The 18,879-nt window shown below is 42.3% G+C and carries 20 protein-coding genes; 12 read left to right on the top strand and 8 right to left on the bottom strand.

The window, feature by feature from the left end; genetic code table 11:
* Positions 1 to 12 precede the first annotated feature (12 nt).
* The 6 genes from AC59HZ_RS20590 (at position 13) to AC59HZ_RS20565 (ending at position 4,999) form a co-directional block, all read left to right on the top strand.
* On the top strand, positions 13 to 987 hold the full coding sequence (locus AC59HZ_RS20590; RefSeq protein WP_496547649.1) for a branched-chain amino acid ABC transporter permease: 975 nt from the start codon (positions 13 to 15) through the stop codon (positions 985 to 987).
* The gene (locus tag AC59HZ_RS20585; protein ID WP_496547648.1) at positions 962 to 1,741 is read left to right on the top strand and encodes an ABC transporter ATP-binding protein; all 780 of its coding nucleotides are present in this window, start codon (positions 962 to 964) and stop codon (positions 1,739 to 1,741) included. The genes AC59HZ_RS20590 and AC59HZ_RS20585 overlap by 26 nt, the downstream gene beginning before the upstream one ends.
* A gap of 1 nt (position 1,742) precedes the next feature.
* Entirely contained in the window at positions 1,743 to 2,450 is a 708-nt protein-coding gene (locus tag AC59HZ_RS20580; RefSeq protein WP_496547647.1) for an ABC transporter ATP-binding protein, read from the top strand.
* Between the two features lie 261 nt (positions 2,451 to 2,711).
* Positions 2,712 to 3,188: a Cys-tRNA(Pro) deacylase gene (gene ybaK, locus AC59HZ_RS20575; protein ID WP_496547646.1), complete on the top strand. Its 477-nt coding sequence runs from the start codon at positions 2,712 to 2,714 to the stop codon at positions 3,186 to 3,188.
* Between the two features lie 166 nt (positions 3,189 to 3,354).
* A complete protein-coding gene (locus tag AC59HZ_RS20570; RefSeq protein WP_496547645.1) occupies positions 3,355 to 4,458 on the top strand; it encodes a PRK06851 family protein in 1,104 nt (367 codons plus the stop codon).
* Between the two features lie 79 nt (positions 4,459 to 4,537).
* Entirely contained in the window at positions 4,538 to 4,999 is a 462-nt protein-coding gene (locus tag AC59HZ_RS20565; RefSeq protein WP_496547738.1) for a hypothetical protein, read from the top strand.
* 49 nt (positions 5,000 to 5,048) lie between these two features.
* On the opposite strand, the gene AC59HZ_RS20560 is transcribed toward AC59HZ_RS20565, so the two are convergent.
* Complete coding sequence (locus tag AC59HZ_RS20560) at positions 5,049 to 5,204, bottom strand: hypothetical protein (protein ID WP_223595268.1); 156 nt, start codon at positions 5,202 to 5,204, stop codon at positions 5,049 to 5,051.
* 113 nt (positions 5,205 to 5,317) lie between these two features.
* Here AC59HZ_RS20560 and AC59HZ_RS20555 point away from each other — a divergent pair, with 113 nt between their 5' ends.
* The 3 genes from AC59HZ_RS20555 (at position 5,318) to AC59HZ_RS20545 (ending at position 8,017) form a co-directional block, all read left to right on the top strand.
* A complete protein-coding gene (locus AC59HZ_RS20555) occupies positions 5,318 to 5,998 on the top strand; it encodes a DNA alkylation repair protein (protein WP_496547644.1) in 681 nt (226 codons plus the stop codon).
* Between the two features lie 69 nt (positions 5,999 to 6,067).
* Positions 6,068 to 6,922, top strand: coding sequence for an HAD family hydrolase (locus AC59HZ_RS20550; RefSeq protein WP_496547643.1), 855 nt, complete (start codon positions 6,068 to 6,070; stop codon positions 6,920 to 6,922).
* 24 nt (positions 6,923 to 6,946) lie between these two features.
* Positions 6,947 to 8,017, top strand: a complete 1,071-nt coding sequence (locus AC59HZ_RS20545) for a PQQ-dependent sugar dehydrogenase (RefSeq protein WP_496547642.1) — start codon at positions 6,947 to 6,949, stop codon at positions 8,015 to 8,017.
* A 175-nt stretch (positions 8,018 to 8,192) separates the two neighbouring features.
* Here AC59HZ_RS20545 and AC59HZ_RS20540 read toward each other — a convergent pair whose 3' ends face one another.
* The 7 genes from AC59HZ_RS20540 to AC59HZ_RS20510 form a co-directional block, all read right to left on the bottom strand.
* Entirely contained in the window at positions 8,193 to 9,095 is a 903-nt protein-coding gene (locus AC59HZ_RS20540) for a FixH family protein (protein WP_496547641.1), read from the bottom strand.
* Positions 9,092 to 9,769 carry an ABC transporter ATP-binding protein gene (locus AC59HZ_RS20535; protein ID WP_496547640.1) on the bottom strand — a complete coding sequence of 226 codons (678 nt, stop codon included), beginning with the start codon at positions 9,767 to 9,769 and terminating at the stop codon, positions 9,092 to 9,094. Before AC59HZ_RS20535 ends, AC59HZ_RS20540 begins: the two co-directional genes overlap by 4 nt.
* Positions 9,766 to 10,563: an ABC transporter permease gene (locus tag AC59HZ_RS20530; RefSeq protein ID WP_496547639.1), complete on the bottom strand. Its 798-nt coding sequence runs from the start codon at positions 10,561 to 10,563 to the stop codon at positions 9,766 to 9,768. The genes AC59HZ_RS20535 and AC59HZ_RS20530 overlap by 4 nt, the downstream gene beginning before the upstream one ends.
* Entirely contained in the window at positions 10,527 to 11,867 is a 1,341-nt protein-coding gene (gene nosD / locus AC59HZ_RS20525) for a nitrous oxide reductase family maturation protein NosD (protein ID WP_496547638.1), read from the bottom strand. The genes AC59HZ_RS20530 and nosD overlap by 37 nt, the downstream gene beginning before the upstream one ends.
* Position 11,868: 1 nt before the next feature.
* Entirely contained in the window at positions 11,869 to 12,438 is a 570-nt protein-coding gene (locus AC59HZ_RS20520; protein ID WP_496547637.1) for a hypothetical protein, read from the bottom strand.
* Positions 12,439 to 12,517: 79 nt separating this feature from the next.
* Positions 12,518 to 14,386: a Sec-dependent nitrous-oxide reductase gene (gene nosZ / locus AC59HZ_RS20515; RefSeq protein ID WP_496547636.1), complete on the bottom strand. Its 1,869-nt coding sequence runs from the start codon at positions 14,384 to 14,386 to the stop codon at positions 12,518 to 12,520.
* A 20-nt stretch (positions 14,387 to 14,406) separates the two neighbouring features.
* Positions 14,407 to 14,850, bottom strand: coding sequence for a cytochrome C (locus AC59HZ_RS20510; RefSeq protein WP_496547635.1), 444 nt, complete (start codon positions 14,848 to 14,850; stop codon positions 14,407 to 14,409).
* A gap of 292 nt (positions 14,851 to 15,142) precedes the next feature.
* Between AC59HZ_RS20510 and AC59HZ_RS20505 the strand changes: the two genes are divergently transcribed.
* From AC59HZ_RS20505 to AC59HZ_RS20495, 3 genes are all read left to right on the top strand, one after another.
* Positions 15,143 to 15,886, top strand: a complete 744-nt coding sequence (locus tag AC59HZ_RS20505) for a Crp/Fnr family transcriptional regulator (RefSeq protein WP_496547634.1) — start codon at positions 15,143 to 15,145, stop codon at positions 15,884 to 15,886.
* A gap of 331 nt (positions 15,887 to 16,217) precedes the next feature.
* Positions 16,218 to 17,198, top strand: a complete 981-nt coding sequence (locus tag AC59HZ_RS20500) for an L-threonine 3-dehydrogenase (protein ID WP_496547633.1) — start codon at positions 16,218 to 16,220, stop codon at positions 17,196 to 17,198.
* A 171-nt stretch (positions 17,199 to 17,369) separates the two neighbouring features.
* Positions 17,370 to 18,767 carry an amino acid permease gene (locus AC59HZ_RS20495; protein WP_496547632.1) on the top strand — a complete coding sequence of 466 codons (1,398 nt, stop codon included), beginning with the start codon at positions 17,370 to 17,372 and terminating at the stop codon, positions 18,765 to 18,767.
* Positions 18,768 to 18,879 lie beyond the last annotated feature (112 nt).

The following is an 18,879-nucleotide window of genomic DNA, read 5'->3' as shown; positions in this document are numbered from 1 at the left end:
GTGGCTTAAGCGATGAAAACATTAAAACAAACAAAGACTTTTTGGATCTGGATCGCTGCTGCCGTTGTTTTTGCAGTAGTAACACAGTTTTTAATTAACGGAGGTACATTAAACTCCTTCTATGTAAACACACTCTTCTTCATCGGTATCAATATCATTCTTGCAGCTAGTCTTCATTTAATTATCGGGATTACAGGACAGTTTTCGATTGGACATGCTGGTTTCCTTGCCGTAGGTGCCTATGCTTCGGCAATCGTCACAACTAAATTAAGTCTGCCATTCCCGGTCGCTTTAATTGCTGGCGGTATCATCGCGGCAATTGCCGGATTAGTTATCGGTATCCCTACGCTAAGATTAAGAGGGGACTATCTTGCCATTGCAACATTAGGATTTGGCGAGATTATGAGAATTGTATTTTTAAATATCGATTATGTAGGCGGAGCAAGCGGTATGACCGTTCCCCACTTAATCTCATGGCCATGGCTGTTTGCCTGCGTACTGATTACAATTGTTGTCATCGTCAACTTTACAAATTCAACACATGGACGTGCTTGTATCTCGGTCAGAGAAAATGAAATTGCTGCAGATGCAATGGGAATCAATACGACTTATTACAAGGTTATGGCCTTTGTCATCGGTGCTTTCTTTGCCGGTGTTGCAGGTGCCTTGCATGCCCATAACTTTTATATTATCCAGCCGACAAACTTTGGCTTCTTGAAATCCTTTGATATTTTAATTTTCGTAGTGCTTGGCGGTCTTGGCAGTATGTCTGGCGCCGTTATCGCAGCGATTCTATTAACGATTATTTCAACGTTCCTTGCCAATTATCCAGAGGTTCGGATGGTTGTTTACAGCCTTGTGTTAGTTGGGATGATGCTTTTCCGTCCACAAGGATTGTTAGGAACAAGAGAAATTACCTCATTCTTCAAGCTAGGAAAGTCTGCTAAGGGAGGTTCTCAAGATGTCAACAAACAAACCGTTGCTTAAAGTAGATAATGTAGGGATCCGATTTGGCGGATTAAAGGCTGTTTCAGATGTAAACGTGGAATTAAATCAGGGTGAACTTGTCGGTTTAATTGGCCCAAACGGTGCCGGCAAGACAACATTTTTCAACCTTTTAACAGGTGTCTATATCCCTACTGAGGGAAGCATTTCGCTCGACGGTGAAAAACTGAATGGACAAGCACCCTATAAAATTACGAAAAAAGGCATCAGCCGTACATTCCAAAATATCCGTTTGTTCAGTGAATTATCGGTGTTGGATAATGTTAAGGTAGCCTATCATTCTCTTGCCAAACATTCGATCTTGAGCTCAATCTTCCGCCTTCCTTCCCATTTTTCCGGGGAAAAGGAAATGGAAGAAAAAGCGATTGAATTTTTAAAAATCTTTAAACTTGATGAGGTCATGCATGAGAAGGCAAAGAACCTGCCATATGGCCAGCAGCGCCGCCTGGAGATTTCCAGGGCACTCGCAGCCAATCCAAAGCTGCTTCTGCTAGATGAACCTGCAGCAGGGATGAATCCGCAGGAAACAGAGGAACTCATGAATCTGATTGCCTTGATTCGTGAACGCTTCTCATTAACGATTCTACTGATTGAGCATGATATGCCCCTAGTCATGGGAGTGTGTGAAAGAATTTATGTACTTGACCACGGTCAATTGATTGCCAACGGTACTCCAGAGGAAATCAGAAATAATCCAAAAGTCATCGAAGCGTACTTAGGCGAGGAGGTCTCTTAAAATGCTAAAAATCAGCGATATTAATGTCTACTACGGAAATATACATGCATTGAAGGGAGTATCCCTCGATATCAATCAAGGTGAGATTGTTACACTGATTGGCGCTAACGGAGCTGGAAAAAGTACACTTTTAAAAACGATTTCCGGCTTATTGAAGCCAAAGAATGGCGAAATTGTTTTTAAAAACGAGCACATTGCCGGCAAGGTTCCGCAATTGATCGTGAAAAGAGGCCTATGTCAGGTACCAGAAGGCCGTCGTGTTTTTTCCAACATGTCGGTTGAAGAGAACCTTGAATTGGGGGCTTACTTGCGTAATGATAAAAAAGGCATTCGCGAAGACTTTGAAAAAGTCTATCAGCTTTTCCCGCGCTTGCTTGAACGCCGCAAGCAGCTATCTGGAACTTTATCCGGAGGTGAGCAGCAGATGCTTGCAATGGGCCGTGCGTTAATGGCACAGCCTCGTCTATTGCTGCTAGACGAGCCTTCGATGGGTCTTGCACCGTTATTAGTAAAACAGATTTTTAACATCATCGAAGAAATCAATAAAACAGGTACAACAATCCTGTTAGTTGAACAGAATGCCAATATGGCTTTATCAATTGCTGACCGCGCCTATGTCATTGAGACTGGAAAAATTGTTGCCTCTGGCTCGGCTGCAGAACTTAGTGCAAGTGATCAAATTAGAAATGCTTATCTTGGTGGGCATTAAAAAGGGAATCGGAGTTTTCCGATCCCTTTTCTTTTTATGTTTTTATTTTCCTTCGCACTAGTTCCAGCTTAAACCACCTCTCTTGATTTGTGAATCATTTGACATAAGTTACAAAAGGGCGACAATGCGGTTGCCGAAACACGCTCCTTTCAGGCGTGGCTGCAATAATATTTGAAAGGAGAACCTTCACAAATGAGGCTCTCCTTTTTCATGTAATTATTGCTATACTACTAGTAAATTTAACAATAAAGGGTGATCATCATGGCACAGACGAAAACAAATGCAATGCGGATATTGGATGCAAAAAAAGTCCAGTATGACATGCTTACATATGACAACAAAGATGGAAAAATTGACGGAGTTTCCGTGGCTGAAAAAATTGGAAAGGAACCAAAGGAGGTCTATAAAACGCTTGTGGCACAGGGCGCAAGCAAAAATATTTATGTTTACGTTATTCCTGTTGCGGAAGAGCTGGACTTAAAAAAAGCGGCGAAGGCAGCTGGAGAGAAAAAAGTTGAAATGATTCCGGTAAAGGATATTCAAAAATGGACGGGCTACATACGCGGCGGCTGCTCCCCCATCGGCATGAAAAAGGAATATAAGACCTTTATCGATGAAAGCTGCCGCGAAATTCAGACAATCGTCGTAAGTGCTGGAAAAATTGGCATGCAAATCGTCCTCGTGCCTTCAACTTTAAAGGAATTAACAAACGCCGACATAACCGATGTTCTTAAATAATGGCTCTTTTCGTAAACTTTGTTGATTTTGGAACTTTTTAAGGGCATTTACAAAGTTTGCGAAAATAGCCTAAATAATTTTCATAGGCATTCACCTATAAATGACAAAAGCATAAGATAGGGTGAACTAAACTTAAGCTTTCGTCATAAAAAGGGAGTGTTGAAGAGTGGCAGGTAAAATTAAGAATTATTTTGCCGGCGGTAATACAGCTAGGGGGTTCCACAATCTGTACGATTCAAATCTCCAAGGACTTGACCGGTTATTTATTTTAAAAGGCGGACCTGGAACAGGGAAATCCTCACTAATGAAAAAAATTGGCAATGAGTGGATTGAAAAAGGCTTCGATATCGAATTTCTCCATTGCTCATCAGATAATAATTCCATTGATGGTGTGATTATTCCGGCGTTGAAGGTGGGAATCGTCGATGGAACAGCACCGCACGTCATTGAACCGAAGGCACCTGGTGCAGTCGAAGAATATATAAACCTTGGCGAGGCTTGGAATGCCAAGGCGCTGGCTGCTCATAAAAGCACGATATTAAAATTAACAAAGCAAATCAATCAGTCCTTCCATAAGGCCTATGATACGTTTAAGGAAGCATTGGATATCCATGATGATTGGGAAAAAATTTATATTAACAGCATGGATTTCAAAAAAGCTGATCAATTAACAAACAAATTAATTGATACATTCTTTGGAAAAATGAAGCTCAGTAAGCAATCTGATATCCGTCATCGCTTTTTAGGGGCAGCAACGCCAAAAGGTGCAGTGGATTTCGTTCCAAATCTAACAGATGAGATCCCGAAGCGTTATTTTATCAAGGGCCGTCCGGGTTCTGGAAAATCCACGATGCTGAAAAAGCTGGCAGCGGTCGCTGAAGCGAGAGGTGTGGACACTGAAATTTATCATTGTGGCTTTGATCCACATAGTTTAGATATGGTTATTTTTAGAGAATTAGGAATTGCCATTTTTGACAGCACTGCACCGCATGAGTATTTCCCGAGCCGCGACGGCGATGAAATCATTGATATGTATGAATTATTAATTGCTCACGGTACAGATGAAATTTTTGAAGATATCCTAAGTAAAATTGCGGCTAACTATAAAAGCAAAATGCAGGAGGCAACCTCTTATTTGGCAAAGGCAAAAGAGCTGCATGATGAATTAGAGGAAATTTATATTGCAGCCATGGACTTTTCCGTCGTGGAAGGAATCCAAAATAAAATTGCTGGGGAAATAAGAGACTTAGCAGCCACAAAGGTAGAATAGGACTGAGATTTCACCAAATTAGGCCGATTGCATACATTAGAGGGAAAACAAATAAAGGGGGTTTTGTGCCTTGGATTATTTGAATTACCCTTATGGCCACGGCCTAATACATGGCAATTCTCATGAAGATTTTTTGCGTCAAACACAGTTTCCAGGAGGAGGCCAGCAGCCGCCGCCAGGACAGCCGCCGCAGAGCGGGGTTCAACACATGCCGCCGCACGGGGGATTCCCACCACCGCCGCCGCAGCATGGTGGCGGACAGCAACCGCCGTTTGGAGGAGGGCAGCATGGAGGACCTCCGACTGCACCTCCGCCGGCCTTTATACCACATGAACAAGTGGGATTATATGCGGTCGACCCAGGCGGCATCAGACCGTGCCTCTACCGTTACACCTATATTTGGTTAAGAAGTGGAAAAAACTTCTGGTACTACCCAACCTATGTAGGCAGAACTTCCATCGCCGGTTATCGCTGGCGCGGCAACCACTGGCAATATTATGGAATGGATTTAGACCGAATCCGATCCTTTACCTGCCGCTAATTTCAAAAAAAATCGGCTTTCAATGGAGAAAGCCGATTTTTTACTAGATTTAAGCATGTGGATTGGTCTTGCTTTGCTGGCCTTTATTGCGCTTGTTCCCTTTACTGTTATCGCCGCTTACAAATTCATTGGCAAATTCTGCTTCTGCGTGTCCTGCTTGCGGCGAATTTTGGTTCCCGCTGCCTTTATTAAATTTCTTTGTCAATGCTTTGACCTCCTTCCTTATCCACTTATAGTTTGGCATTGGTAAATTCGATTATGCGGAAGGTATCGAAATAAATAGAAAGGGAAAAAAAGTTAAAAAGAGAATAATTCATAATGGAGAGGAGTGATTTTTTGCAACTAGATTTGTTAACCAATCTTTTCGAGAAAAATCGCAATGAAACAAATGCCGGGCCGATGGAAAGCTATATGAAGGGTCATTTCCCCTACTTAGGCATTAAGTCTCCTTTGCGCAAAGAGCTTGAAAAGCAATTTTTCAAGGAGACTGGGATTCTTAAAGAACCATTTAATAGAGATTTTGTCAGTGTGTTATGGGACAAGCCTGAAAGGGAATATCAATATTCAGCCCTTACTTATATAGAAAAATCACTTAATAAGCTGGAAAAAAATGATTTGGAATTTATGAAGCGGCTGATTACGACGAAATCATGGTGGGATACCGTCGATGCAATCGCCCCAAAAGCGGTCGGGAAAATCGCTCAAAAATATCCTGAAGTCGTGGAGGAAACTTTAAATGGCTGGGCAGAACACGATTATATGTGGCTTCGCCGGGCGGCAATCCTTTTTCAATTAAAATATAAAGATAAAACGTATGAAGAACTGCTTTATCATTATATTGAGCTAAATGCCGACAGCAAGGAGTTTTTTATCCAAAAGGCGATCGGCTGGGCGCTGCGGGAATACTCCAAGACGAATCCCGCGTCGGTAAAGGAGTTTATCGAGGGTCACCGGTTAGCACCTCTAAGTGTCCGCGAAGGCAGCAAGTATGTAGGCTAAACCTACTGGAGGAAAATTGCCAGCCAATCATGTTAGAATGGCAATATCAAATAATAGGAGCTGGACAACATGATTAAGTGTATTGCATCAGACATGGATGGGACCTTATTAAACAGTATTCAACAAATCACACCGGAAAATAAAGAGGCCATTTTAAAAGCGCAGGCGAAGGGTATCGAGTTTGTCGTCGCTACAGGAAGGTCGTATCAGGAGGCAACCTTCGTGTTGGCTGAGACGGGCCTGGAATGCCCGATTATTTGCGTGAACGGGGCAGAGGTCCGCTCGAAAGATGGCAAGATTATTTCGGCAAACCCAATTAGCAAGGAATTGGCAAGGGAAGCAGCAAACACGCTAACGGAGCATGATATTTATTTCGAAGTCTACACAAACCAAGGTACGTTCTCGCTTGATTCGAAAAAAGCGGTTTCGATTCTTGTTGACATTGTGATGAGCGCAAATCCTGAATTGAATCGCGAGGAGATTGTTTATAAGGCAGGAGCAAGGGTACGGAGTGGCTTAGTTCATGAAGTTGAGGATTACGAGATGATTTTTGCAGATGAAAATCACCAGATTTATAAATTATTGGCGTTCTCCTTTGAAGCAGACAGACTTGAAGCGGCTAACAAAGCACTTGCTGCAATTGAAGAGTTGGAGATTTCCTCATCAGGTCATGAAAACATTGAAATCACTCATAAAAATGCCCAAAAAGGTATAGCGCTGGAGTCCTTTGTGAAAACAAACGGGATTGAATTATCTGAGACAATGGCGATGGGAGATAATTTGAATGATGTTTCCATGTTCGAACGGGTAGGAAGAGCGGTCGCAATGGGCAATGCCAGCTATTACATAAAGTCACTTTGTGACCATGTGACAGACACAAATGAAGAAAGCGGAGTGGCAAAGGCAATAGTAGAAGTTTTATAGAGGAAAAGCGGAAGGAAGGGGTTTATGTACAAAGTTGGTTCCGGATTACTAATGATGTTGCTGCTGTTATCAGGCTGTTCATTTTTTGAAAAAAATGAAGCGAAACCTGAAGACAAAGAAGTTATTGTCGGGCAGTCTGAGGTGGAAGTGGTGGCGGAGAATTTGTTTGTCCCATGGTCGATTGATAAGCTGAATCAAGCTTTCTACATCAGTGAACGAACCGGAAGTATCGTAAAAGTTGAAAATGGTAAAACGGAACGGCAGCCAGTGCGGCTGGCACATCCGCTTGCGAAGGCAGCGGAAGCAGGGCTGCTTGGCTTTGTACTAGATCCTCACTTTTCTGCCAACCATCAGGCCTTTGCCTATTATACCTATGAGGATGGTAATGGGCAGTTTAACCGCGTCATTGTGTTAAAACAATATGGTCATGAGTGGGCAGAGGAAAAAATTCTTTTGGACCGGATTCCGAGCGCGGCTTTCCATCATGGCGGCAGGCTGAAAATCGGTCCTGACGGAAAGCTATATATTACCACTGGTGACGCAACCGTACCGTCAACAGCTCAAAAGCTGAATTCGTTTAACGGGAAAATTTTACGAATGAATTTAGATGGAACGGTTCCTGGGGATAATCCTTTTCCGAATTCCCTCGTTTACAGCTACGGCCACCGCAATCCACAGGGGTTGGTGTGGATTCAAGGAACGCTTTATGCAAGCGAGCATGGCCAATCAGCTCATGATGAAATCAATGTGATTAAACCGGGGGCTAATTATGGCTGGCCCTTGATACAAGGAACGGAGCAGAAAGCAGGGATGGAAGCCCCTCTTTATCAATCCGGCGATGAAACATGGGCCCCATCGGGAATGGCTGCAGCAAATGGCAAACTATATGCGGCCACATTAAGGGGCAATGCTCTCCGTGAATTTGATCTGTCCGTAAAAAAGACGAGGCCTGTCATTACAGGATTAGGCCGGATTCGCGACCTCTATGTCGACGGCGGCTATTTATATTTTGTCAGTAACAATACTGATGGCAGAGGCAACCCGGATCAAAAGGATGATAAATTATACCGAGTTCGGTTAAATGATTTAAAATAGTTTTGGTAATTGGCCTTTTGCTGATTGAGTAGCATTATCCGCCAATTAAAGTAGCATATCCGCCAATTGGGTGGCGCTATCCGTTAATTAAAATTGCTGTTTGTTGTTGAGGGTCTCCAATATAGACAAAGAAGGTCACTTTTGGTTGTAGAAGTGACCTGAGATTCGTGCCATTTTAGAGAATTTCAATTTTTAGCGAATTTACCTGCGACACTAGCAGGTCCTCGTATTCTTTTTGAGCTAAATAGTAGACTTCTTGTTCGCCAACTTTCGGGTTTTCCTTTTTGACCTTTTCAATGACGTCCTTTTGCACCTTTTGAGAAAGAACGATTAATTGATACTGCTGCTTTTCGGTTGCCCAAAACTTATCTTCGCCGTACTCCTTAATCAAGCTTTTGGCAGATTCGAAGGCGTTATACTGATCTCGAGCTTTGCCTATGGCCTGTTCGACTTCGGCATCTGTAGCCTTATGGCCCTTTTCATTGGCCAGCATCGCCATCGCACGCAGACGGATAATCTGCGTTAATAATTGGTTTTTATCATCGTTGATTTTTTCCTGTGAATCAAGATAGGCTAGTTCTTCCTCTAACTGCTTGCCGGTATATTTTTTCTTGGCCGCTTCGCGGTTGATTTCCAGCTGAAGCTGATTGATAAACTGATAAAAAGCAATGTCGTCATTCGTTATCCATTCACCATTAATTTTGGCAACACCTTTAGGCTTTGTGACGTCAAGGTTGATGACATCCTCCGTTTTTTTCCTATCTTTTTTGAGCGTAATCGCTGCTTCATATTTGCCGCCCATTGGCAGCTTTACACTACCTGAGTAAGTACCATTTTTCCCTTCCTCTAACTTCACATCATAAGTGCCGTGGTCCATATTTGTCATTGATAGCTGAGCTGAAACATCCAGCCCTTTCACCGCTTTTTTATGGTCGGTTACTTTAATCTCAAACGGCAGCGCCGTGTCCTTTTGGAAATAAAGATCTTTTGTAACTTCGACTTTATATTCAGGCCCCGTGCTGCAGCCGGCCAAGAGGGCAATCAGCAGTAGCAAGGGGAATATTAGGCGTTTCATCATGACTCATTCCCTCCTAATTGGTGAGTTTGTAAAAATTCCTCAACTGTATATTTTTCCATTTTTCCATTATCTAAATAAGCAACGTGTGTGCAGACCTGTTTGATTTCATCGAGATGGTGCGAGGAAAGCAGGATGGTTTTATCATGAAGATTTCGAAGGACCTCCAAAATTTCCTTTCTCCCCATCGGGTCGATGCCGCTTGTCGGTTCATCAAGAATCAGAATGCTCGCATCCTGATAGAGTGTGATGGCTAAGCCAAGGCGCTGCAGCATTCCTTTTGAGTAGGACTTAACTTGGACATCCCGGTCGTCCCAAAGACTTACCGATTTCAAGACCTGTTCCATCCGGCCAAGGTCGGCCTTTTTAAAAACCGCTTCCGCAAAAAACGTCATGTTTTCAAGCCCGGTCAGCATCGGATACAGCATAAATTTTTCAGGAAGGTAAGCAATGGTCTTTTTCCATACCTGACTTTTTTTCGTGACTTCGATTCCGTTTATCGAGATCGTCCCCTGCTTAACCGGGAGCAGTCCGAGCAGGCTGTTAATAAATGTTGATTTACCGGCGCCGTTTCGGCCGACTAGGGCACAGATTTCATTTTTTGCAATCTCGATTGAAATCGAATCCAATACCGTCTTTTTCCCGAAGGATTGGTTTAAATTTGTCACTTTAATCATTCATAGCCCTCCTTGCGGTTAAAAACAATCGCTGTACTAAAAGAAACTGCAAGCCAGAAAATCAAATTTCCGAGTAAAAAGAACACCGGCTTCGTCCACATAAATGCTTGAAGAAGTCTCGACATATGGCCGAAGGAATAGACGCCCATGCCGGTTTCTAAAAACATCCTGACCGACTGCAGCGGATTTAAGAAATAAACCGCAGAGAAGAATTTGACATTTTCATACTGAACATCCGGCAAAAAGGATAGCAGAATAAAATCATGCAAGAAGAAAAAGTAAAACCAGACAAAAATCGTAATCCCTAAAATTTGCATCCGAGAGCGGCTAAAGCTGCCAATCGCTGTTCCCATTTGCAAAAACACTAGCGCCATGCAAATAACAGCAGTCATAAAAATCAAATAGCTTTTGATATCAAGTTGAAAGTTAAATTTTAATAATAATAGATAGATAAAAAAACAAGTAAGGATCGGAACAAGAACAACGGTATAAAGCCCAAGGCTTTTTCGAACCAAAAAGCTGGTGTAATCGTCCTTCTTCGTCAGCAGCATAATTAGCGTTTTCTGTTCCTTTTCCTGGAAAATCGAAAAGGCGCCGATAAACAAACACAGGATTGGGATAAAGTAGATCAGCGTATCGAACAAATTGATTAATAGAATATAAAAGCCTTTATCAAATGAAAGGTTGGTCGAGCGGAACAAAATACTAACGCTTAAGAGCACGATGATGCTTAAACTGAGCCACAGGCCTTTACCCCTTAAATTTTCCTTCCATTCCTTCCAAATGTAATGCATAGCCTTTGTCTCCCCTTTAGTAAAATCAATACCGCCAGCACTCCTAGAGCGAAAAATAGAATCGTATGCGGCTTGCCTTTTTCGGCAGCTAACGGATACGGATCTTTAAACATCGTATCCTCTTCCTTCAGCGTGGCATTGATTTTTTCATAGATCGATATTGCTGGACTTTTTAAAAATAAATACGTTAGTTCTTGATCCTCGATTAATTGATATAACGAGGAACGATAGGTGACCGGAAAATCCCCGATACCGTCCTGGTTTAAATCGGTGAGCGGAAACGCGCGTCCCCAATCATTGCCCATTCCGCGCTTGCTCCAGGAATTATGCTCGCCTGTTCCTCCAAGGGTTACAGCAGGAATCGTATTTTCAGAGATGTGATTTAACGTGAACGTCTGGTCATTGGAGCTCGCCCACAGTTCAATGCCGATTTGGTTCTGGACGATATGGTTGTCCTTAATGGTGTTTCGCGTTGACTGATCAATGTACAGGCCCCGCTGGTTCATGTAAAACGTGTTTCCCGCTATATAATTATCGTTGGCTTGAAGAAGCATTAAGCCAAACGATTGATTTCCATAGTTAACAATAAATTGATTATCTTCTAATTTAAGATGGTTCGAGTTCATGATGGCTGCGCCGCCGGTGTTCATGGTAAAGGTATTTTTCTTAAAAATATTTTCATCGGAATACATGTAATGCAGACCGTAACGTGTGTTTGTAATGTTGTTTTCATAGCTTTTATTGTTATTGGCATAATCGAAAAACATCCCGTCGCGGGTGCCGTCGATCGTATTGTTCTCGAGCAGATTATCATTGGCATAATAAATGTGAAGTCCGTTACCCTGGGCGGCAATTTCTCCTTTGCCCAAGCCTTTGATGTTATTATTACGGATGATATTATCGTGAGCCTGACTTAAATAAATGCCGTGAAAGGAATGGCGGATCTTGACATCTTCCACCACATTCTTGTTTGTATAGATCTTGATGCCTGCATATTCTTCAGCCGAATTGCGATCCATACTGCTGTGGCTCACGGTAAGGTGGCTAAGCTTTACGTTCGGAGCTTTAATGGAAATGACATTTCCTGTTCCGTCTCCCTTGATCACGGTATTACTTGAGCCAATAATCGTCATACTTTTGTTAATGACGATATTGCCCTGATAGGTTTTATTTTCAAGTCTCAATACCGCCCCCTCTTTCATGGAGTCGATTATCGCTTGTAAGTTTTCGGCTGCCATATTTTTCTCAGGTTTGATGAAAAAAAGAAGAGAAAAAACTAAAGAGATGAGCGTGAGTTTTTTCATTTTATTTTCGATCCTTCCATAACGGAATTAGTAATAATAGAAACGCAGCAATCACGAGATACATCCCAGTCCCAAACAGGCTGGTTGTATGAAAGTTGGCAATCGTATTGTGACCCAAAATCGGAGGGATAAAGGGATCGATTTTAATCGGTGCTTCTGGGCTTAAATTCGTTCCAAATTTTTTCAAGGCGGAATGGAGGTCAAGGACTCCGAGCAGGCCGCCAATGGCAAAAATGCTAATCAATCCATAAAGAACCTGTTTTTTTCGAAGCAGCGCTGTTAATAGAGTGATAGCTGCTAAGCCGCCAATTAAATAAGGCAGATATTGAAGCTCAGGGAAGTTTGCTTCACTAAAGTTGGCCATTCCGATATAGTGATTCAGTCCGTTAACGATATCAATTTGCCCCTCAAGCTTATTCGGAAAAACAATGATATTAAGCCCTTCTGGATATTGCGGGGCAATGAACACCATTTTCCACCACGGGAAAAAGAGAGAGCCTGCAATCAAAATGGCTGATACCGTTAAAATTAAGGAAGAAACCACTGATAACTTTTTACTAGTGCCAATCAAGTTAACCACTCCTAATATAGTGTTAATTAAGGAAAAGGCGAGGGTATCAATTGACCTAATTGATACCCGCCACCAATGTTTAATTCTTTGGTTTTACTAGGAAGTAACCTGTCATTTCCTGGTGTAGGGCGGAACAGAAGTTTGAACAGTAAAGCGGGAAGGTACCGGCTTTTTTGGCGGTAAATTTCATTGTGTTTGTCTGGCCAGGCTGTACTTCCATGTTTAAGTTATAGCTGTTGATCGCAAAGCCGTGTGTGATGTCTTCATCGAAATCAATATTCGTCAAATGGATGGTGACTTGATCGCCCTCATTGACTTCAATTACATCAGGGCGTTTTGCTTTTGCATCAAAGATAAACTTCGAGCGCATCGCGATTCCATATACATCGACTTTGTTTCCATTGCGGACAATTCGTGCATCAGACTTTTTATAAACAGCGTCTTTGTTCTTTTCATCCTTAGGGTAAACGTTAATCGTCTTGATCTTATCGGCTTTAATCATTTGTGCGTAGTGCGGCTCTGGGTTAACTGGAGCAGATTGGATGACCTTCATTTTGCCGCTGATGTCAATTAACTGCATGGACTCAGGGTGTGAAGGACCAACAGACAAGTAGCTGTCTTTCGCAATCTTGTTAAGGGCAACTAGGTATTTACCATCCGGTGAAACGGTGTCGCCTTCAGCAGCTACAGAGTGACCTGGAGAGTATTGTACAGGTACACGGTCTAAAGTTTTACCAGTGTTTGGATCCCATTTTACAACCTCAGAAGAGATGAACATCGTTGTATACGCCATGCCTTTGTCATCAAATTGAGTATGAAGCGGTCCAAGCGCGTTTTCTGGGTTAACTTCTCTTTCCATAACAGATTTGTAGTTAAGAATCGGAATACCGTTGCGATCGCCGGCAAAGTCTTTGTTTTCAATTGCTTTAAATGCTTTTTTAAATGAGAATACAGTCATCGTAGGCGCTAGTTTACCGGAAGCAATGAAGCGTGTGCCGTCTGGCGTTACATCAACGCCGTGCGGTGACTTCGCAACCGGAATTAAATAGATGCCGCCTTTTTGTTTTTCAGGGAATATCATTTTTTGGCCGTTTACATCCTCATACTTGCCGTCCTTGACCATTTTCTCAAGCTCTTTCCAGTTAAAAAGAACAATATAGTCACGGTCCGCCTGTGACGCGTTAATTTCAAGGTTTGTCGTTGCTTCCTCTGTATTATAAGTCGTTAGTACAGCCCAATCCTTGGAGATTTTTTTACCAGCATCAGAAAGGTCGTAGGACCATGGCGGAAGCGCCACTTGATAAGCAATATTGAGCTTTTCTTTGTTTTGGTCGAACGTTACGGCAGACATTACACCGCGGTATTTCGTGCTGTAGTCATCTAGTGATTCGTACTTTTGACCAAGCGGTACAGCGAAACGAGTTGGCAGGAACATGTACTCGGTATTTTCGGTAACGAAGGCCGCACAGTGCGGACCGCTTGTGTTCGGAACTTGAATAATGTCTTTTACAGTGAAGGTTTTTAAATCCATGGCAGCGGCACGGCTGTTACCAACGTCCGTTGCAAACATAAATTTACCGTCATAGTCCCCGTTTGTTTCCGAGAAGGCTGGGTGGTGAAGGTCTCCCCATGTATAATCACCCATTAATTTTTTGGAGTGCTCATCAAAGCCATATCCTGTTGCCGAATCTGGTGAGAATACTGGAACGGTACGAATATGACGCATCGATGGAACACCGTAAATAAACATTTGTCCAGAGTGTCCGCCTGATGCGAACAGATAGTAATCATCTTTTTTACCATATGGAACATATACCTTTTCTGCATCGCTTTTATTGCCTGCAAATGCAGCATCCGTATTGGTCTTTGCGGAAAAATCAGCAAAGGAGATTGTCGCAGCTACAAAGCCGGCAAGTAATCCCGATGCGATTGGAATCCATTTTTTCATTTTCTTACACCACCTTTTGATTATTTTGCTTCAGATGCTTGCTTAAGAAGATCAAGGACCTGCTTGCGCTCGTCATCTGTTAATGGATTTTTACCGATGACGCCAGACATAACTGCTGAAGTAGGCGCCTTTAAGAATTCTTCGATCGGCTTGCCGTGCTTGCCTTCCACATTAACAAAGGCTTGGGAAAGATCCGGTCCGACGGCGCCGCCTTTTAGATTAAGAGCCTCCACGCTGTGACAGCCAAGGCATCCTTTTTTATTAAGGATGTTATCCTCGTTTGCTGATGAAGTTTTTGCTGGTTCCTCTTTAACTTCTGTGGTTGTAGTCGTTGTTTGCTTAGTATCAGCTTGAGCGGTTTGCGGCTGTTTTTCGGAGTCTCCCATGATGACACCAAAAACAAGGTAGCCTAAACCAAAGCCAAGCAACGCGCAAATGACAAAACTTATAATGGCTTTATTCATTTTGTTTTGACCCTCCTTTTTGTCTAATGAACAATTTTATCCTACCCGCGGAGGGTCGATTAAATTGTGATGTACCTCACACCGTTTCGGTTGTTTTTGAACGTTCTGTGAAAGGGCTCGCAAACCCTAGAAATAGCGCGATTTTAAAAAAATGAACGTTTTGTGAATCTCGTCACAACATCATTTAGATAAGAGGTTTACAATAGTTGTAAATACAGTTTGAATGTTGCCCCATGTTGATTGGAGCGGAAATCAACATGCAAATTTAACATCAAAAAAGGTGGTGGGATATATGCAGCGAATTGATTGCTTAAACGATCCGCATTTTGCAATCTATCAAGAGGTAAAACAGGCGGATTTACTTCGGAAAATTGTCATCTTTAAGGATCTATCGGAAAAATCACTAACAGTAATCGAAAAACGAATCCAAACGCTCGAGCTAAAAAAAGGGGATCAGGTAATTACAGAGGAACAAATCGCCAAAGGAGTATATTTTGTTCACTCCGGCGCGGTTAAGCTGACGAAACAGGATGAAAACGGAAATGAAATCATTGTTTGTGTGAAACAAAAAGGGGATGTCTTCGCAGAGGCATGCTTGTTCACGCAAAGGACAGAATGCTACCCGGCCACGGCGACGATGCTTCAGGACGGGAAGCTGCTCTTTTTGGATAAGCAGGAATTGGAGCAGGAGCTATTCCAGCACCCTGAGCTTGCGATGCAAATGATTCGTTATATGAGCGATACGCTTAGGGAAATGACCTCGCAATTACGGGACGTTGCCCTGCTCGATGTTTATGCAAAAACTGTGAAGATGCTGGAGAGGCTTGGGAAGAAGTTTAATACAGGGGTTAACAGATGGAATATTGAAATTCCGCTAACCGTTCAGGAATTTGCCACTGTGGTCGGAACTTCTCGAGAAAGCGTGAGCCGGGTATTTTCACGGCTGAAAAAAGAGGAAATGATTGATTTGAAATCACGGAAAATCATTATTCTAGATTGGTGCCGGTTTTGCACATTGCTGCACAGAGATTATTAATAGATTCGCCATTCTCTTGAGAGATTTGGACAAATAGACCTCTTTTTTTGGAAATAACGTCTAAAAAGCCCTTCGCCGTACGAAGGGCTTTCCTATTTATACGCCACACAGGCATCACTGGAAATGAAGATTCTTTATTCATCTAGGTCTTTCGAACGACAAATGAGTATTCAGAATAGTTAGACTTTTCCGAGGAGTATTGACAGTATTTAAATAGGATAATAGAATGGCACTGACTATATGAAACATAATATTTTTTTTACGGTTTTAATTGAAATCGCTTCCAATACCTATGCTTGATTGTAAAAGACACCTTAGGAGGTCCCTTCAAATGAAAAAAATTCTTATTACTGGAAGTCTCGGTCAAATCGGTTCCGAATTGACGCACCGTCTCCGAGAAGTGTACGGAACAGAAAACGTAATTGCAACAGATATTCGCCATATTGAAGGCAATCCCGTCATTGAAGGCGGTACATTTGAAATCCTTGATGTTATGGATTACGAAGCAATGCGGAGCCTTTGCAACAAATATGAAGTGGATACCCTTATGCATCTTGCCGCTTTATTGTCAGCAGTAGGTGAAGCAAAACCAAAATTCGCATGGGATTTGAATATGGGAGGTCTTATGAACGCCCTTGAAGTTTCCCGTGAGTTAAATCTAAAACTCTTTACACCCAGCTCCATCGCTGCTTTCGGACCTGGAACGCCGGCCGATATGACACCGCAGGATACGGTTCAAAGACCGGCCACTATGTATGGAGTCACAAAGGTAGCCGGAGAATTGCTTTGTGACTACTATTTCACTAAATACGGTGTAGATGTACGCGGAGTAAGGTTCCCTGGATTAATCTCATACAAGACTCTTCCTGGTGGAGGAACAACCGACTACGCCGTAGATATATACTATGAAGCACTTAAAAACAAAAAATATACATCCTTCATTAGCAAAGGAACTTTTATGGACATGATGTATATGCCTGATGCAATCGATGCAATCATTCATTTGATGGAGGCAGACCCGTCTAGATTGAAGCACCGCAACGCATTTAACATAACTGCTATGAGCTTTGAGCCGGAGCAAATTGCTGCATCAATTAAGAAATTCATTCCTGAATTCGAAATGTCATACAATGTTGATCCTGTGCGCCAAGGCATTGCAGACACATGGCCAAATAGCATTGATGCATCTGCTGCACGTGAAGAATGGAATTTCAATCCACAATATGACTTGGATCGAATGACGAAAGATATGCTAGAAAACTTATCTGAGAAACTAGGCATTCCTTTTAGGGAGCTTGCATTGGCCTATTAATTTTTTCAAAATTCACGGCTTTAAAAAAACGGGGTAAGAAGTTGTCGCCTTCAAACAAAACTATTATAATCTATCCATATAAAAAAGACAATTGTATTTTCTAAGAGGACAATCATTTGGGATCTACAATTCTTTTAAGATTTTGGTGGACAGGGCAAAGGAGGAAAAGGAATGGCAAACAAGGAATTGAGCAGGGGTTTAAGTTCTCGCCATATTCAAATGATTGCTTTAGGCGGAACGATTGGTGTAGGTCTATTTATGGGATCTTCAAGCACAATAGGCTGGACGGGTCCATCTGTCATGCTTGCTTATGGAATTACAGGAATTTTTCTATATTTGATTATGCGCGCCATGGGCGAAATGCTCTATTTGGAACCTAGTACAGGTTCATTTGCAACATTTGGATATAAGTATATCCATCCAATCGCGGGGTATATGACTGCTTGGAGCAATTGGTTCCAGTGGGTAGTGGTGGGAATGGCGGAGGTCATCGCAATCGGCACCTATATGCAGTATTGGTATCCAGATCTTCCTGCATGGATTCCAGGTCTTATCGCAATGGTTATTCTTGGGACTGCAAACTTTATTTCTGTTAAATCATTTGGTGAATTCGAATTTTGGTTTGCTTTGATTAAAGTAGTTACGATTGTATTGATGATTATTGCAGGTTTCGGCTTGATTTTCTTCGGCTTTGGCAATGGGGGAGAGGCAATCGGTCTTTCGAATCTCTGGAAAAACGGCGGCTTCTTTACTGGCGGTTTAAAAGGTTTCCTTTTTGCACTATCACTTGTTGTCGGTGCTTATCAAGGTGTAGAGCTTATCGGTATTACAGCTGGTGAAGCAAAAGATCCTCAGAAAACATTAAGAAACGCGATTCAAAGTACAATTTGGCGTATTCTTGTATTCTATATCGGTGCTATTTTTGTTATTGTTACTGTTTATCCTTGGGATAAGTTAACTTCACTTGGAAGCCCTTTTGTAGCAACTTTTGCAAAAATCGGTATTACAGCTGCGGCCGGAATCATTAACTTTGTTGTGATCACTGCTGCGATGTCAGGCTGTAACAGCGGTATCTACAGTGCAGGGCGCATGCTTTATACTCTTGGCGTCAATGGACAAGCTCCAAAATCATTTGCAAAGGTTTCAAACAACGGAGTGCCTTTAGTTGGTACAATTGGCGTACTGATCGGCCTTGGCGTTGGCGTAGTGTTAAGTTATCTGGCACCAGAAAAACTGTTTGTGTACGTCTATGCGGCAAGTGTCCTTCCTGGAATGGTTCCTTGGTTTGTCATCTTGATCAGCCAAATCAAGTTTAGGAAAGTCCATGCTGCAAAAATGGCCACCCATCCATTCAAGATGCCTTTTGCGCCTGTCACGAACTATCTGACCATTGGCTATCTGACAGCAGTGCTAATTGGTATGTGGTTCAACGAAGACACTCGTGTCTCACTGATTGCAGGTATTGTCTTCCTGGCTATTGTGGTAATCAGCTATTATGCTTTCGGAATCAACAAACGTGTACCTGCTGAACTCCAGTCAGAGGATAGGACTGATAGGAAAGCGGTGTAAATATTACGAAAAAATAGGGACATTTTTTATAAAATTGTCCCTATTTTTTTTGAAAGCAGCATGTTAGTTATGATCAAATAATAAAAGCCGCTCTTTTTAACAAGAAGAGCGG

The organism is Neobacillus sp. DZ-9 (assembly GCF_059587065.1).
This window is presented reverse-complemented; position numbering and strand designations above follow the sequence as displayed.